The organism is Brevundimonas goettingensis, assembly GCF_017487405.1.
GTDB lineage: Bacteria > Pseudomonadota > Alphaproteobacteria > Caulobacterales > Caulobacteraceae > Brevundimonas > Brevundimonas goettingensis.
On sequence record NZ_CP062222.1, the window covers coordinates 3068118 to 3083671 of the forward strand.

A 15554-nucleotide genomic window follows, 5' to 3' on the forward strand; every position below is an offset into this window, starting at 1 on the left:
CACTCCCGCCAGCGCTCACGCTTCGCGCTCAAGCAGCGAGCGACCGCGTCGCTCGCGTTAGCGCACTAGGATGCCGCGAACTCGCTGAGGGCGTCGATGACGGCGCGGTTCTGGTCTTCGGTGCCGACGGTGATGCGGAGCGCATTGGGCAGGCCGTAACCGCCGACGGGGCGGACGATGATGCCCTTCGTATTCAGCCAGTCGTTGGCGGCGGCGGCGGTGTGTTTGCCGTCGTTGAACAGGACCAGGACGAAATTACCGGCCGAGGGCAGGACGTCGAAGCCGAAGCCGCGGATGGCCTGGGTCAGGCGCGGACGCCAGGTCTGGACCAGATCGCGCGAGGCCTGCTGGTGGGCCTCGTCGCCGAGGGCGGCCTCGGCGGCGGCGAGGCCGGCGACCGAGACGTTGAACGGCAGGCGGATGCGGTCGACCGCCTGTTCAACCTCAAGCGGGGCATAGCCGAAGCCGATGCGCAGGCCGCCGAGGCCGTGGATCTTGGAGAAGGTGCGGGTGACGACGACGTTGGGCGCTTCCCTGGCCAGCGGCAGGGCCGTCTCCCAGTCGCTCTCGGTGACGAACTCGGCATAGGCCTCGTCGATGACCAGAAGGACATTGGCGGGAAGCGCGGCGTGAAGACGGCGGATTTCCTCGCCCGTGTTGTAGCTGCCGGTGGGGTTGGACGGGTTGGAGACGTAGACGATCTTCGTCCGCTCATCGACCTGTTCCAGCAGGGCGTCGACCTCGGCCTTGAAACCGGGCTCGGGGGCCTGCTTCACGAAGGCTTCGCAGGCCCTGGCGCTGATCTGATAGGCGAGGAAGCCGTACTGGCCGCAGACGATATTGTCGCCCGCCGTCAGATAGGTCTGGTTCAGAAGGGCGAAGACCTCGTCCGAGCCATTGCCGAAGATCAGCCGCTCGGGCTCCAGACCGTGGTGTTCTGCGACGGCGGCGCGCAGTTTGGTGGCGCGGCCGTCGGGGTAGATGTGGATGTTCTTGAGCCCCTCTACATAGGCCGCGCGCGCCTTCTCGCCGGCGCCGAGGGCGTTCTCGTTGGACGACAGCTTCATCGGCTCGGCGACGCCGGCGATGGCCGACTTGCCGCCGACATAGGGGGCGATGTCGAGGATGCCGGGCTTGGGGGCCGGAGCGTTCACGTCGGTCATAGAGGCAATCTCAGAATACAGGTGCGGCGCCGATCACGCCCTTGAGGGAGCCGGGGGCGTCGCCCAGCCGTCCGTCCTCTGGCTGCACATAGCCCGCCAGCATGAACAGCTTCAAGCCGCCCGCCGAAACCAGCCCCTGTGCGAGGAAGCCGGAGGCGGCCAGGGCATCGGCGATCCGGCCGTCCGGCTCGCGGCTGTCGGTGATCCAGAAGGTGCGGTCCTCGCCCGTGGGACCGGAAGTCTCGTTGGAGATCATCACGGCCTGCGGGCGGCCGTAGCGGTCGTCGGGCAGGGCGGCGACGATCCTCAGGTCGGGCCGGGCCAGCAGCCTGCCCCACCAGGGACGCGGACCGTCGAGATCGATCAGGGCCCGGGCGCCGCGACCGGCCTCGACCATGGCGGCCTCGGCGTCGGCTGAACTACGGACCGGCAAGCCGAACCGATCGGCGGCCAGCAGATGCGCAGTCGGGCCGGCGGCGAAGAGAACCGGACCCGTGTCGGCGGAAATCCGGCCCCAGACGGCCTTGATCAGGGCGGCCTGATCGTTCGTGTCGACATGGTCCAGCATGCCGCGCAGGGCCAGGGCCTCGGCGTCCGGGCGAGAACGGCCTCCAGCCTCCAGACGCATCTTGAGCGCCTCGGCGAGGGCCGCGTCGAGGGCCGCCGTCTCCCCGTCCAGTTCCGGCTCGATCATCATGGGGAGGGCAGCACCTCAGAACAGCTTCGGCGCCGGGGCCAGGGCGAAGGGGCCGAGGAAGGTGCGGCCGTTCTTGAACACCAGGGTCAGGTCGATGTTGTCGCCCGCCCCGCCCGCGACGGCGGTGGCGGCGGCCGCCCCCATGGCGCCGGCCTGATTGACCGCGCCGGAGTTGGACCGCGCCAGACCGGCGATGGCCGGCAGGGGCTTCTCGGCCTTGAGCGCCAGCTGACCCTGCAGGCGACCGTCGGGCTGGGCCGAAAGGAGATCGCTGGACAGGACCGCGCGGCTGTCGCCGGCCTGCAGCTCGCCGCGCACCCGGGTGAAGCGGCCGCCGCCCCGGGTCCAGGCGCCGAAGACGCCCGCGGCGTCCGCGCCCGACAGCTGGTCGGCGTGTTCGATGACGGTCTCGATCTGGGCGCTGAGCATGCCGTTGCGGGTCATGCCCTCGACCGGGCCGTGCGGACGGCCCTCGGCCTCCACCAGGCGGAACAGCATGTCGACGCTGTTCTCCACGCCGGGCGTGCCCGCCGGGGCCAGATGCGGCCGCAGATAGAGCTGGATCAGCCTGGCGCGCGAAATCGGGAAGGGTTCGGCGCCCGGGAGGATGGTGAACTCCGGCTTCGCCAGTTCGATCGCCACATTGGGCCAGCGCTGGGTCAGGCCGTGGACGCTCATGCGGATGGCCTCGCCGCGCACGGCGACCTTGCCCTTGCCCGCCCGGGTGACGGTCAGGCCGTCAGGCGCGATCAGCACCCATTTGTCGGGGTTCCAGGCCGTGGCCTGGGCGACCAGCTTCGGCCCGGCGACGCCGTGGCCCGAGGGCGCATCAAAGGAGACGTGATCCGCCTGGACCCGCAGACGGAACGGCCAGCCGCTCATGCCCAGCTTCGTATAGGTCACCTGCCAGCCGGCGGTGCGCAGGCTCTGCGCCTGGGCCTCGAACCGGGTCTTCACCTGATCGGCGAGGTAGAACCACCAGACGCTCCAGCCCGCCACCACGATCAGCAGCAGGACGAAGGGGCCGAACAGACCGGCGCGCCCATGTCTGGAGTGGGGCTTCTTCTTGGGTGCGGTGTCGCTCATGAGGTCCTGTTACAGCAGAGGCGCCCGGAAATGAACGCACGACTGACCGTGCGGCTTCAGGAACACCGGCCGCACTTGCCAGCCAGGCTTGCCCCTGCCACCGGGGATTGCGCCGACAGTCGGCGCCGATTCGAGCGGGGGGCGCTGCCATGACCGAAGAGACCAGCGAAGCGCCGGACACCGTCGCCGAGCTCTGGAACCTGTGGCGTCGGCTGAAGCACAACTTCCCGGCCTGGAGCCTCTTGCCGTCCGGCCTCTACACCCCCGGCGCCTGGGGCTATATCGGCGTGGATTTCATCAGCGGATTCCGGCGAAACACGTCCACGCGTCAGACCTTCGACCTCCTCGACGGCGTCGATGACAAGATGTTCGACGCCCTCTACGCGCTGGCCGGGCTCAACGGACGGCGGCAGGACCAGATGCTGAAGGCGGTGGTGATCGGTTATCTGACCCTGCCCCTGTCGATCATCGCCATCATCGCGGACATCGAGGGCGACAGCGTCGCGGCCTTCATCCGCGCGAACTCGGCGACGGTCATCAGATCGTGGGCCTGGTGACGGTGGCGCCTCTGACCTTCCTGATGAGCCAGTGGCGGTCGCGCCAGATGATCGGGGTGCTGGACCTGATCCGCATCGAACGGGGACGGCCGGTTGCGGGCCTGTCCGGAACCGCGGAAGAATAGTCGCGCCGATACTGGTCAAGGAACGTCCCGCCGGTCGCATCCGTTTCCCTGCGAGTTCATCGCGGGAGACCGATATGGAAGCGCAGACGCTGCACCGGGGCCGGCTGATCGACCATCTGCATCTGGTGGTGAAGGACCTCGCCGCCAGCCGGAAATTCTACGGCGCCCTGCTCGACGTTCTGGGCGTGCCCATCGGCGGCGAGGGCCCGACCTTCTTCTGGGCCGACGAGCTGTTCGTCTCTTCGGCGGACAGTCCGGCCGCCCTCGGCAAGCTGACGGGCCGCCACCATCTGGCGTTCCAGGCCAAGGACCGGGCGGCGGTCGAGGCCTTCTACACCGCCGGACTGGCGGCGGGTGGCGCCGACAATGGCGCCCCGGGGGAGCGGCCCTATCACCCCGGCTATTACGCCGCCTTCCTGCTGGACCCCGACGGCAACAATATCGAGGCGGTGTTCCACGGCGCGGCGGAACGGTCGGCGGACAGCGTGGTGGTGACCTTCGAAGCGCCGTGAGCCCGGGTGATTAGTGGTTTGCGATTAGTGATTGCTGGAGCCCCGACCATCATTGAGCGGCAGCCGCGGCAAGCGAAGCGACATCCACAAATCACTAATCACTAATCACTCCGCCCCACTCTCCCCCAGAAACCCCTTCGTCAGCTCCACCGCCTCGACGAGGCCCATGCGCATGACTTCGGCGCCGGGCGGCAGGCTGGCGAACAGGCGGGTGGGGGTGGCGGCGTCGAGCATGACGAAGACCCCCTTGTCGTCGGCGCGGCGGATCAGGCGGCCGAAGGCCTGGGCGATACGGGCGCGGGCGAGGCTGTCGTCATAACCGCGACCGGCCGCGCTCTCCCCGCCGAACTTCAGGCGCCGCGCCTTGTGCAGCAGGTCCGGACGCGGCCACGGCACCCGGTCGAAGGCCAGCAGACGCAGGGACCGGCCTGGCACATCGACCCCGTCGCGCACGGCGTCGGTGCCCAGCAGGCAGCTGTCCTGTTCGGCGCGGAAGATATCGACCAGGGCGCCGACCTCCAACGGATCGACGTGCTGGGCGTAGAGGGGATAGCCGGCCTTGGCCAGGTCCGGACCAAGCCGCTCATAGACCGCCTTCAGACGCCGGATGGCGGTGAACAGGCCCAGCGATCCGCCCCCCGCCGCAAGGAAGAGTTCGCGCATCGCCGCCGCCGTCTGGCGCGGGTCGTCCTTGGCCACGTCGGTGACGACGATGACCCGGCTGTTGGCCTCATAGTCGAAGGGGCTCTCGACCTTGAGGGTGCGCGGGGCCTCGATCAGCCGTGCCGAGCCGGTCCGCATCCGGGCCATGTCGAACTGGTCGCCGCCCGCCGCCGCCGCGATAGGGTCCGACAGGGTCGCACTGGTCACCAGCACCCCGTGCGAGGGCAGGATGACGGCGGCCTCCAGCGGCACGGTCGGGTCGATCCAGTGGCGGCGCAGGGCCACGTCATGGATGCGGCCAAAGGCGGTCTCGACCGACAGCCAGTCGACGAAATCGGGATCGGGTTCGTCGCCGCCGTCCTGAAGCGCCGCCAGCATGGAGCGCCAGCCCGGCAGGGTCATGCGGGCACGCCGGTCGAGGCCGCGCAGGGCGCCTTCGATCCGCGCCCGGGCCGAGGGTTCGAGCTCCGCCGATTCCTCGTCGAGGATGTCCTCCAGATGTCGGGCCAGGGCCAGCAGCGGCGCCTCGAGCGCGGCGATGGCCTGGGCGGCGCCGCGCGCGGTCTCCAGCAGGGGCTCGGTGGCCGGGCGGACGGCGCATTCCGTCCCGAACTCCGAGCTGGCCGAAGACGCGGCCTCCGACGTTCGGGCGCGGATCTGCTCCAGCGCCGCCATCAGGAACTGTTCGATGGGTCCGACCGGGTTCACCTCACCCGAGGGCGGGGCGATGCGGCCCGAGATGCCCTCGCCCGGGAAGGCGGCGGCGGCGCGGATGGCGTCCTGCAGGGCCTTCCTCGCGGCGGAGTCGTCGCCGACCAGATCGCCGAGACGCTGTTCCAGACCTCGCCCGCGACGGCCACGCCCCTCGGGACCGCGGATCCAGCGGCGCAGCTCGGCGGCCTCCTGCCCCGACAGACAGGCGGAGAAGGCGCTGTCGGCGGCGTCGAACAGATGGTGGCCCTCGTCGAAGACGATGCGCTTCAGGGCCGCCGTTTCGCCGTCCTGCTTCAGACCGCGCGCCGACCGGGCCCCGTCGAAGGCGGCCTGGGTCATGACCAGCGCATGGTTGGCGACGACGAGGTCGGCGCGGCGGCTGGCGCGGATGGTCTTTTCCACGAAACAGGTGCGGTAGTGGGGGCAGGCGGCGTGGACGCATTCGCCGCGCCGGTCGACGAGGTTGGCCGCGCTCGCCTGATTACTCTGGGGCGTGGCGAACAGGCCGGGCAGCCAGCCGGGGAAGTCGCCGCCGGTCATGTCGCCGTCGCGGGTGTGCAGCGCCCAGCGGCTGGTCAAGGCGAGGCCGATCAGGTCGCCGTTGCCCAGCTGGGCCGCCTGCACCATGTCCTGAAGATTGAGCAGGCAGAGGTAGTTCTCGCGCCCCTTGCGGACCACGGTCTTGCGCTTGCGCTCGACGGGGTCGGGCCAGAGGCTGGCGCTCTCGCGGTCGATCTGGCGCTGCAGGGCGCGGGTATAGGTCGAAACCCAGGCGGCGCCCTGGTTGCGCTCGGCCCAGACGGAGGCCGGGGCCAGATAGCCGAGGGTCTTGCCGGTGCCGGTGCCCGCCTCGGCCAGCAACACGCGCGGACGGCCCTCCTCATTCCTCGGCGAGAAGGCGTAGGCGGCTTCGGCGGCGTAGTCGGACTGGGTCGGGCGCGTCTCGTCCAGACCCGAGGCCTGAAGCAGTTTGGCCAGACGGATGCGGGCGCTCTCCGAGTCGACCGGGGCCGAACCGGCGTCGCCGCGCGGGGCCTCCTCCTCCCACTCCGGCAGACGCGACCAGGCGTCGAGGCCCGAACCCCGATACCGTCTGTCGCGCATCGGATTGTGCTGCAACGCCCCGGAAACGCGCCAGGCCCAACCCCAGGCGCCGGACGGCGCGCGGCCCAAGGTCTCCACCAAGGTGAAGGCCTCCTCGCGGCCCGGATAGGCGGGATCGGCCAGTTCGCGCAGCAGGGCGCCGGCGGCGTGACGCAGGGCCTCGGCCTGGGCCTCCGCCCCCTTCGGCTCGGGCAGGCCCAGCGCGAGGGCCAGGCCGCTGGGCGAGGGCGCGCAGAAGCGGGCGGGCCGGACGAAGGCGTAGAGCTCCAGCACATCGAGGATGTCGGACGAGCGCGGCGGCGGGGCCAGGCCCAGACGCCGTGCGGTCAGGCTGGCGTGGGCGACCATGACCGGCGCGGTGGTGAAGGCCCCCTCGGCCGCGCCGCGTCCGATCTTTCGCGCCCCCTCGTCGTCGCAGATGGCCCCCGCCCCCGGCGGCACGGCGAGCGCCGGCGGCAGGGCCAGCCAGGCCTCGGCGCCAGTCACGGACGGATGGGTGATGACGGATTCGCCGGGCACGGCTCCTAGATAGCCATTCCGGCCTCGAAACGGAACGGGAACACGCAACGACGAACACGCGCGCCCTTTCCTCGCCGCGCCCCCCTGCTATGACGGATCGAAATGGCCGCTCCCGAAACTCCCGCCGAAACCTTCAAGCGCGCCCTGGCCCATGCGGCCCGGGCCCTGGCCGAGCAGTCGGAGCTGGAGGTCGTGTTCGGCTCGGACGGGCCCAAGCTGTCGAACGGCCTGCTGACCCTCCCGCATCCGCCGCGCGATCCGTCGGGCGCCGACAGCGCCACCATCCGGGGCCAGGCGGACCGGCTGGCCCTGAGGCTGGCCAATCACGACGAGACCCTGAACGCGAAGCTGCGCCCCGCCGACAGCCAGGCCGCGGAAGTCTTCGACGCGGTCGAACAGGCGCGGGTCGAGGCGGTGGGATCGACCGCCCTCGCCGGGGTGCGGGCCAATATGAACGCGGCCCTGCTGACCCGGCTGGAGCGAATGGGCGCCCTGCGCGCCGAGGCCGAGCGGGTGCCGATGGCCGAAGCCGTGGCCCTGCTGGTCCGCGAACGGCTGACCGGCCAGCGCAGTCCTGACGGCGCGGGCGCCATGCTGGATCTGGTCCGCCCCAATCTGGAAGCCAAGGCGGGGGCCCAGTTCGACAAGCTGGCCGAGGTCGCCGACGATCAGGCCGCCTTCGGCAAGGCGCTGAAGGACGTGCTGCGGGCGCTGGAACTGGACCCCGGCGACGGCCGCGGCGACGACGCCTCCGACGATCAGGGCGACGAGGAGCCCGATCCGCAGGAGCCCGACGCGAACGACGATCAGGATGAGGAAGAGGACGACGGCGGCGGCGAAGGCGGCCAGTCGATGGACGGCTCCTCCGACGACCAGACCGCCGAAGAAGAGCGTGACAGCCGTCCGGACGGCGCCCCGGCCGAGATGGACGGCGACGCCACCGACGACGGTCCCGAACTGTCCGAGGGCGACCTGCCCAACCGCCAGCAGACGGCCGACGACGGCCGGTACGTCGAGACCTACAAGGTCTTCACCACCGCCTTCGACGAGACGGTGGACGCCGCCGACCTGTGCGACCCGAACGAGCTGGAGCGGCTGCGGTCCCTGCTCGACCAGCAGCTGACCACCCTGTCCTCGATCGTGGCGCGGCTGGCCAACAAGCTGCAGCGGCGGTTGATGGCGCAGCAGAACCGCACCTGGACCTTCGACCTCGAGGAGGGCGTGCTGGACACTGCCCGCCTGACCCGGGTGATCACCGACCCGACCAGCCCGCTCAGCTTCAAGGCCGAGAGCGAGAGCCCGTTCCGCGACACCGTCGTGACCCTGCTGCTGGACAACTCCGGCTCGATGCGCGGGCGGCCGATCATGGTGGCGGCGGTCTGCGCCGACGTCCTGGCGCGGACGCTGGAGCGGTGCGGGGTCAAGGTCGAGATCCTGGGCTTCACCACCCGGGCCTGGAAGGGCGGTCAGTCGCGCGAGGCCTGGATCACCGCCGGCAAGCCCGCCCTGCCCGGCCGTCTGAACGACCTGCGCCACATCATCTACAAGGCCGCCGACGCGCCCTGGCGCCGGGCCAAGAAGAACCTCGGCCTGATGATGCGCGAGGGGCTGCTCAAGGAAAACATCGACGGCGAGGCCCTGACCTGGGCCCACGACCGGCTGCGCAGCCGCACCGAGGCGCGCCAGATCCTGATGGTCATCTCCGACGGCTCGCCGGTGGACGACTCGACCCAGTCGGCCAACGCCGCCCTCTATCTGGACAAACACCTGCGTCAGGTGATCGAGCGGATCGAGACACAGAGCCCGGTCGAGCTGATCGCCATCGGCATCGGCCATGACGTGACCCGCTGGTACCGCCGCGCCGTGACTATCGTCGACGTCGAACAGCTGGGCGGAGTCATGATCGAGAAGCTGGCCGAACTGTTCGAGACCGAGCCGAAGGCGGCGACGCGCAAGACCGGCGGGGCTGGCCGCGATCCTGCACGACGGGCGGCATGAATCCTCAAATGAAGCGCCTGCTGCTGGTCTGGGGCGTCCTGACCCTGACCGCCTGTTCGGGGTCGATGGGCGTGCCGCGCCCCTATGTCCCGGCGATCGACGGCTGGATCCCGGAAGAGGTCACGATCAAGCCGGTTGGGCTGGGCGTGCCCGGCGGCGCGGCCCTGGCGCCCGGCGTGACCTTCGCCGGCGGCATCGAGATCGTGGCCCCGGTCGGATCGCCCCTGCACAGCCTGTCGGACCTGAAGCTGACCGGCGACGGCGGCTTCGTCACCGTGTCCGACGCCGGCGACCTGGTCCGGGGCGCGCTCAGGCTGGACGCGCAGGGGCGGTTGACCGGCATCGACGGCGCCCGCGCCCGCCGCCTGACCCTGACCGACGGCGCCCCGATCCAGGACAAGCTCGAGGGCGACGCCGAAGGCCTGGCCCTGCTGGACGACGGCGAGCTTCTGGTCAGTTTCGAGCGCGACCACCGCATCTGGAACTACGGCCCCCTGGCCGCCCTGCGCGATCCCGTTCCGGTCGCGAGGCCTGACTTCCCCTTCCCCGAGAACGACGGGATGGAGGGGCTGACGGCCGCGCCGCACGGCTGGCGCGTCAATGGCGAGAGCGGCGGGGTCTGGGGCTGCACGCCGGGCGGCTGCACGGTGGTGACGGCGCCGCCGACGCCCCTGCTGCGCGACAGCGACTACCGGATCACCGGCATGGACCGTGACCCGGCGGCAGGTCCGGAGGGGGGATGGTTCGTGGTCCAGCGTTCCTACGCCCCGCCCATCGACGCCCGGGCGCGGGTGCGGCGCATGGCGGCAGACGGGACCTTGGGCCCCGTTCTGGTCGAGCTGAAACTGCCCGGCACGACCGACAATTTCGAAGGCATAGCCGCCGAGACCCGTACCGGCCCGCACGGCGAGCGGACGCGGATCTACATCCTGTCGGACGACAATTTCAGCGCGGCCCAGCGGACCCTGATGCTGGCCTTCGACGTAACGCCGTCAGGACGCTGAGCCGGGTTTGACGATCAGCCGGCGGGCGGGGTGCGGGAGCCCTGCTGGCGGCGCAGCATTTCCTGGCTTTCGACGCGGTCGGCGGCGATCTGGGCGGCCGTGCGGCAGCGACGGATGGGGAAGCGCGTGCCGGTGACCTGTTCGTTGGTGCAGATCAGTCGCTCCCGCGCCGGTTCGGCGGGCGTCGGCGCGGCGGCGCTGGCGGTTCCGGCCGGAGCCTCGACGCCAGGGGTCTGAACGGTCGTGGCGGCTTCGACCTGACCGCCGGTCTGGGCGGGCGAGGTCTGGAGGGCGGCGGCGAAGGCGAGAACGGCGAACATCATGCTTGTACTCGGAAATGAAGCTGGCGGGGGAAGGCCTGAAATCCCATCATGCCCGAGTTTTTCCGCCGTGCAACACGGGCGTGTACGGACAGGAACGGACCCGGATCACGGAGCGGCCGGCTAGTGGCTTTCGTCGGGGTAGATGGTCACGGTGCGGCACTGGCGAACCGGGAACCGCTGGCCGGTGACCTCGACATAGCGGCAGACCTGACGGGTCGGCAGGGGCGCCTCGACCTCGGGTTCCGGCTCCGCCTCGGGCTCCGGCGCGGCGGCCTCGGAGACAGCGACGGCAGGGGCCGAGGCCGACGTCGGGGCGACCGGGGCGATCATCGCAACGGCGACCGGTTGCGCGGGTTCAGGCGTCTTGGGCGACTGTGTTTGCACAGCCACCAGTAAAGTCAGCAGGGCGAACAGCATGGCGGCATCCCTTCTAAAGACTGGAATACCGATGATGCCTCAAACCTTCGCATACGCAACATAAAAATGTTGCACTTGCTCAGACGCGTTCGCTGACCTTGATTGCGACCTTGCAGCCGGCCTTGATGACGGCGCTGAGCAGGCGATAGCCGGGCGCCTCGCGACTGCCGTGAGCGACGGCGTGATCGTGGTGTTCCAGCTCCTCGGCGCGGAACCGTTCCAGCTCGGCGGCCAGATCCGGGTCGCGGTCCTTCAGCTCGGCGATCTGGTCGGCGTAATGCTCCTCAATCACGCTCTCGACGGCCTCGGTGCAGGCGTGGGCGGCCTTCTCGCCCATCAGGGCCGTGCCGGCGCCCAGGGCCTGGGCCGCCAGCCGCCAGGCCGGGACCATCAGGGTCGGGCGCACGCGGCGGTCGTTCAGCAGGGCGTCGAACCGGGCCAGGTGCACCGCCTCCTGATCCTGCATATGGGCCAGGTCGGCGGCGATGGCGCCCTTGCCCTTCGCCGCCTCAAAGACGGCGCGCTGGGCGCGGTAGATCTGGACGGCGGCATATTCCCCGGCGTGGTCGACGCGCAGGATCTCGGCCATCCGCGCCCGCGACGCGCCCCGGCCCGGTCGCGGCAGGGGCGGACGGGGGATACGGGTTTCGGCGCCGCTCATCCCTCAGGTCGCCTTCAGCATGGTCTCGGCGCCGTTCTTGGGCGCGCGGGCGTCCTTGGGCCGTTTGGCGGCGAGCAGGCTGAACACCGCCAGAGCGGCCGAGATCAGGGCGTTCCAAGACGACATCGACAGGCCCAGGAACCGCCAGGTGACGGCGTCGCACATCACCACCTTGGGCGCGGGACCGGCGCCCAGCGCCAGCGCCGTCAGGCTTTCGAGACTGGCCGCGCCGCCAGCGCCCGAACAGGTCGCGGGCAGGTGCCACCACTTCATCTCGCCGCCCGTGTGGAAGGTCGCGGTGATGGCCCCGGTCAGGAAGATGGCGGCCAGAAGAAAGGCGGCGATGCGCGGCGTGCCCCGGCTGGCCCGGCTGATGATGGCCCAGAGGGTGGCGACGGCCGAGACGGCGACCGCGCCCCAGAAGACCTCGCGCTGCTTGAGGCAGAGGTTGCAGGGCGTCAGGCCCCACAGGCGCTCGGACGCATGGGCCGCGCCCAGCATGGCCAGGGAAATCGCCAGGGCGAAGGCGGTCCACCAGCGGGTCAGGAGGCGATAGATCTCGATCATCAGACGACGGTTCTAACCCGCCCCGCTCAATGCTCCAACAGCCCAGACCGTAAGGGCGTCAGTGCCTCAGAAGTTTCAGGGCGAGGAAGCCGCCGACCAGGACGACCAGGCCGATGACGAAGAACAGGGCCAGCCGCTTTTCGACCACCGCCAGCATGGCTGGACCCCAGGTCTTGAGGATCCAGGCCTCGAGGAAGAAGCGGCCCGAACGGGTGATCGCCACGGCCAGGACGAAGAGACCCAGGTTGAAGTGAGCCAGACCGGCGGCGATGGTCACCAGCTTGAACGGGATCGGCGTCAGCCCCTTGCCGAGAATGACCAGGAAGCCGTTGTGGGCGAACCAGGACTGGTAGACGGCCATGTCCATGCCATGCCCGAAGATGTGCAGCAGCTTGACCGCCAGGGGTTCCAGAAAGACGCCGATCGCATAGCCGAGCAGCCCGCCCAGCAGGGAGGCGATCGAACAGATGGCCGCATAGCGATAGGCCCGGTCCGGCCGCGACAGGATCATCGGCGCCAGCATGACGTCCGGCGGAATGGGGAAGAAGGAGGCCTCGGCGAAGGAGACCGCCGCCATGGTCTTCTCGGCATAGGGCTTGCGCGCCTGTTCGAAGACCCAGTCGTAGAGTTTGCGCAGCATGGATTTCCCCGGAAAGCCCGCCAGCCCTAGCAACGGCGGCGGCTGCGGTCCATCGGCGTCGGCGCCGCAGTGCGGCGAATGCCGCTGAAATATCGCGCGCCTTGGCGAAGCCGACTTCCCCCACTAGGTTCCGGCCCAATCGCGGCGACCGCCGCACAACCCGTTCCGTGGAGAGAGCCGCATGACGACCGCAGCCACCACCCTTACGCCCGACGCCACCATTCCCGCCGCCGAGAACCCCCTGGGCGTCGACGGCTTCGAGTTCGTCGAGTTCACCGGCCCCGAGCCCGAGGCCATGATCAGGCAGCTGGAGACCATGGGCTTCGTCCAGACCCATGTGAATCCGAAGACCAATGTCGTGCGCTTGAAGCAGGGCGATATCTCCTTCCTCGTTCACCGCACCCCGACCGGTCAGGCCGGTGAGTTCGCCCGCGAACACGGCCCCTCGGCCAACGGCATGGCCTTCCGCGTCAACGATGCGAAAGCCGCTTACGACAGCGCCGTGGCGCGTGGCGCCCACCCTGCCGAAGCCCATGGGGGCGGCGCCCTCGGCGAAGGCGCCTGGGTCCTGCGCGGCATCGGCGGTTCGCTGCTTTATCTGATCGACGCCTATGGCGAGACCGGCTCCCTCTATGACGCCTGGGACGAGATCGAGGGCTGGGAAGAGGAAGAGCGCAAGAACAATGTCGGCCTGCACCTGCTCGACCACCTGACCCACAACGTCAAACGCGGCCAGATGCGCACCTGGTCGGGCTTCTACGGCGACGTCTTCGCCTTCGAGGAGCAGAAGTATTTCGACATCAAGGGCAAGGCGACGGGCCTGTTCTCCCAGGCCATGATCGCCCCCGACAAGGCGATCCGCATCCCCCTGAACGAGAGCCAGGACGACAACTCCCAGATCGAGGAGTTCCTGAAGCGCTACAACGGCGAGGGCATCCAGCACATCGCCCTGGCCACCGACGACATCTTCGCCACCGTCGAGGCGATGCGCGAGCGCGGCGTCGAGTTCCAGGACACCATCGAGACCTATTTCGAACTGATCGACAAACGCCTGCCCAACCACGGGCACGACGTGGAGCGGATGCGCAAGAACCGCATCCTGATCGACGGCTCGGACGAGGAAGGCCTGCTGCTGCAGATCTTCACCACCGACGTCTTCGGCCCGATCTTCTTCGAGATCATCCAGCGTAAGGGCAACGAAGGCTTCGGCAACGGAAACTTCCAGGCCCTGTTCGACTCCATCGAGCTGGACCAGATCCGTCGCGGCGTGATCAAGGTCGACGCCCATTAAGCTCCCGGCCAAACCCCCGTCCTGGCTGCCGTTTCTCGGCCCGGTCCTCGCGGCCGTGGCCGGGGCGCTGGCCGGCGAGTTCTGGCTGGGCGGGGGGTTCTGGATGGTGTTCACAACCGGGATCGTCTGCGGCTTCGCCCCGATCGTGATCTATCGGCTGTGGAAGCGGCTGCATCACCGGCGGTGAGGCCTCACCCGCAGCGAACGCGCACGATCTCAGGATTTTATTTTAGGCGATTCAGGTTCGTAGCGGAATTTCGACGCCTTCGACCATACCCGCCGGCGGATCGGGTTATAGTCTTTCGAGCCCCTCCGGAGAGCACCGTGCCAGAAGCCAGAACATCGCGACGATCCGGTCTCATCGGCCTCATCGGACTCTTCGGACTATGTTTTTCGGGGTCCGGAGCCGCCGCCCAGACGGCCGTCCCGACCGCCGAAGCCGCCCCGCGCTGGTCCTTCGCCATCCACGGCGGGGCAGGCGTGATCGAGCGGGCCAATCTCTCTCCCGAGCAGGACGCGGCCTACCGTGCGGCGCTGAGGAAGGCGCTGGAGGCGGGCGGCAAGGTGCTGGACGGCGGTGGCTCGGCCCTGGACGCTGTTCAGGCGGCGATCGAGATCATGGAGGACGATCCCCTGTTCAACGCCGGGCGCGGCGCGGTCTTCACCGCCGCCGGCAAGAACGAGCTGGACGCCGCGGTCATGAACGGCGCCGACCTGACCGCCGGTTCGGTCGCCGGCCTGACCACGACCCGCCACCCGATCGCCGCCGCCCGCGCCGTGATGGAACAGAGCCCCCACGTCATGCTGATCGGCCAGGGCGCCGACGCCTTCGCCGCCTCGGTGGGGCTGGAGCAGGTTCCGCCGTCCTTCTTCTTCACCGAGCGCCGCTGGCAGGGGCTGGTGAAGCTGCTGAACGATCAGCACCAGCCTATCCCGGACCGTCCCGAAGGCGCACCGCCGCCGCCCGCGCAGGGCATGGCGGCCAACGATCCGTCCGCCCCGCCGCTGAACGAGCGCAAATTCGGCACCGTCGGCGCGGTCGCCCTCGACAGTCAGGGCCACCTGGCCGCCGGCACCTCGACCGGCGGGACCAACGGCAAGCGCTGGGGCCGGGTCGGGGACGTGCCGGTCATCGGCGCCGGCACCTATGCCTCCAACCGCGACGGCTGCGCGGTCTCGGCGACCGGCGACGGCGAGTATTACATCCGCGCCTCGGTGGCCCGGGACATCTGCGGCCGCACCGCGACGGGCTCGGCCATCCAGCCCGCCGCCCAGGCCGAGGTCGCCGACGCCGAACAGCTGGGCGGCAAGGGCGGCGTCGTGGCTCTGGATCTGCAGGGCCGTCCGGCCTTCGCCATGTCGACCTCGGGCATGTATCGCGGCGAGATCCACCCGGGCGAGCCCGCCCGCGTCGCCATCTACGCCGACGAGCAACCGCGATGAGCTCGGCCCCGCCGGACGGTTCCGAATCCTATGAGGAGGTTCTTGGCCGGGAAGACCGCAGTTATCGCCG

General features: G+C 69.8%; 17 protein-coding genes. 8 read left to right on the top strand and 9 right to left on the bottom strand.

Annotated elements, in window-relative coordinates:
• Positions 1–65 precede the first annotated feature (65 nt).
• From hisC to IFJ75_RS15050, 3 genes are read right to left on the bottom strand one after another with little or no spacing between them, the layout of a single operon-like run.
• Positions 66–1163 carry a histidinol-phosphate transaminase gene (gene hisC / locus IFJ75_RS15040; RefSeq protein WP_207869060.1) on the bottom strand — a complete coding sequence of 366 codons (1098 nt, stop codon included), beginning with the start codon at positions 1161–1163 and terminating at the stop codon, positions 66–68.
• Between the two features lie 10 nt (positions 1164–1173).
• A complete protein-coding gene (locus IFJ75_RS15045) occupies positions 1174–1860 on the bottom strand; it encodes a hypothetical protein (protein WP_207869062.1) in 687 nt (228 codons plus the stop codon).
• A 15-nt stretch (positions 1861–1875) separates the two neighbouring features.
• Complete coding sequence (locus IFJ75_RS15050; protein WP_207869063.1) at positions 1876–2946, bottom strand: DUF2125 domain-containing protein; 1071 nt, start codon at positions 2944–2946, stop codon at positions 1876–1878.
• Between the two features lie 149 nt (positions 2947–3095).
• Here IFJ75_RS15050 and IFJ75_RS15055 point away from each other — a divergent pair, with 149 nt between their 5' ends.
• From IFJ75_RS15055 to IFJ75_RS15060, 3 genes are all read left to right on the top strand, one after another.
• Positions 3096–3503 carry a hypothetical protein gene (locus IFJ75_RS15055; protein ID WP_207869065.1) on the top strand — a complete coding sequence of 136 codons (408 nt, stop codon included), beginning with the start codon at positions 3096–3098 and terminating at the stop codon, positions 3501–3503.
• Positions 3500–3628: a hypothetical protein gene (locus IFJ75_RS20015; RefSeq protein ID WP_263972986.1), complete on the top strand. Its 129-nt coding sequence runs from the start codon at positions 3500–3502 to the stop codon at positions 3626–3628. Before IFJ75_RS15055 ends, IFJ75_RS20015 begins: the two co-directional genes overlap by 4 nt.
• Positions 3629–3702: 74 nt before the next feature.
• Positions 3703–4140 carry a VOC family protein gene (locus IFJ75_RS15060; protein ID WP_207869066.1) on the top strand — a complete coding sequence of 146 codons (438 nt, stop codon included), beginning with the start codon at positions 3703–3705 and terminating at the stop codon, positions 4138–4140.
• 105 nt (positions 4141–4245) lie between these two features.
• Here IFJ75_RS15060 and IFJ75_RS15065 read toward each other — a convergent pair whose 3' ends face one another.
• Positions 4246–7140 (bottom strand): ATP-dependent DNA helicase, encoded by a 2895-nt coding sequence (locus IFJ75_RS15065; protein WP_207869067.1) that lies wholly within the window; start codon positions 7138–7140, stop codon positions 4246–4248.
• Positions 7141–7242: 102 nt separating this feature from the next.
• Between IFJ75_RS15065 and cobT the strand changes: the two genes are divergently transcribed.
• Both cobT and IFJ75_RS15075 read left to right on the top strand, forming a co-directional pair.
• The gene (cobT, locus tag IFJ75_RS15070) at positions 7243–9138 is read left to right on the top strand and encodes a cobaltochelatase subunit CobT (RefSeq protein WP_207869069.1); all 1896 of its coding nucleotides are present in this window, start codon (positions 7243–7245) and stop codon (positions 9136–9138) included.
• A gap of 8 nt (positions 9139–9146) precedes the next feature.
• Entirely contained in the window at positions 9147–10142 is a 996-nt protein-coding gene (locus IFJ75_RS15075) for an esterase-like activity of phytase family protein (RefSeq protein WP_225896845.1), read from the top strand.
• A 14-nt stretch (positions 10143–10156) separates the two neighbouring features.
• Here the strand turns inward: IFJ75_RS15075 and IFJ75_RS15080 are convergent, their stop codons facing one another.
• The 5 genes from IFJ75_RS15080 to IFJ75_RS15100 form a co-directional block, all read right to left on the bottom strand.
• Complete coding sequence (locus IFJ75_RS15080; protein ID WP_207869073.1) at positions 10157–10465, bottom strand: hypothetical protein; 309 nt, start codon at positions 10463–10465, stop codon at positions 10157–10159.
• Between the two features lie 120 nt (positions 10466–10585).
• Positions 10586–10882 carry a hypothetical protein gene (locus IFJ75_RS15085; RefSeq protein ID WP_207869075.1) on the bottom strand — a complete coding sequence of 99 codons (297 nt, stop codon included), beginning with the start codon at positions 10880–10882 and terminating at the stop codon, positions 10586–10588.
• 79 nt (positions 10883–10961) lie between these two features.
• Entirely contained in the window at positions 10962–11543 is a 582-nt protein-coding gene (locus IFJ75_RS15090; protein ID WP_207869077.1) for a demethoxyubiquinone hydroxylase family protein, read from the bottom strand.
• 3 nt (positions 11544–11546) lie between these two features.
• Positions 11547–12110 carry a disulfide bond formation protein B gene (locus tag IFJ75_RS15095; protein ID WP_207869079.1) on the bottom strand — a complete coding sequence of 188 codons (564 nt, stop codon included), beginning with the start codon at positions 12108–12110 and terminating at the stop codon, positions 11547–11549.
• Positions 12111–12168: 58 nt separating this feature from the next.
• Positions 12169–12750: a YqaA family protein gene (locus IFJ75_RS15100; protein ID WP_207869081.1), complete on the bottom strand. Its 582-nt coding sequence runs from the start codon at positions 12748–12750 to the stop codon at positions 12169–12171.
• A 181-nt stretch (positions 12751–12931) separates the two neighbouring features.
• On the opposite strand from IFJ75_RS15100, the gene hppD reads away from it, so the two are divergent.
• The 3 genes from hppD (at position 12932) to IFJ75_RS15115 (ending at position 15484) form a co-directional block, all read left to right on the top strand.
• A complete protein-coding gene (gene hppD / locus IFJ75_RS15105; RefSeq protein WP_207869083.1) occupies positions 12932–14041 on the top strand; it encodes a 4-hydroxyphenylpyruvate dioxygenase in 1110 nt (369 codons plus the stop codon).
• A 55-nt stretch (positions 14042–14096) separates the two neighbouring features.
• Complete coding sequence (locus IFJ75_RS20020; protein ID WP_263972987.1) at positions 14097–14228, top strand: hypothetical protein; 132 nt, start codon at positions 14097–14099, stop codon at positions 14226–14228.
• A gap of 137 nt (positions 14229–14365) precedes the next feature.
• The gene (locus tag IFJ75_RS15115; protein ID WP_225896846.1) at positions 14366–15484 is read left to right on the top strand and encodes an isoaspartyl peptidase/L-asparaginase family protein; all 1119 of its coding nucleotides are present in this window, start codon (positions 14366–14368) and stop codon (positions 15482–15484) included.
• The last annotated feature ends 70 nt before the right edge of the window (positions 15485–15554 follow it).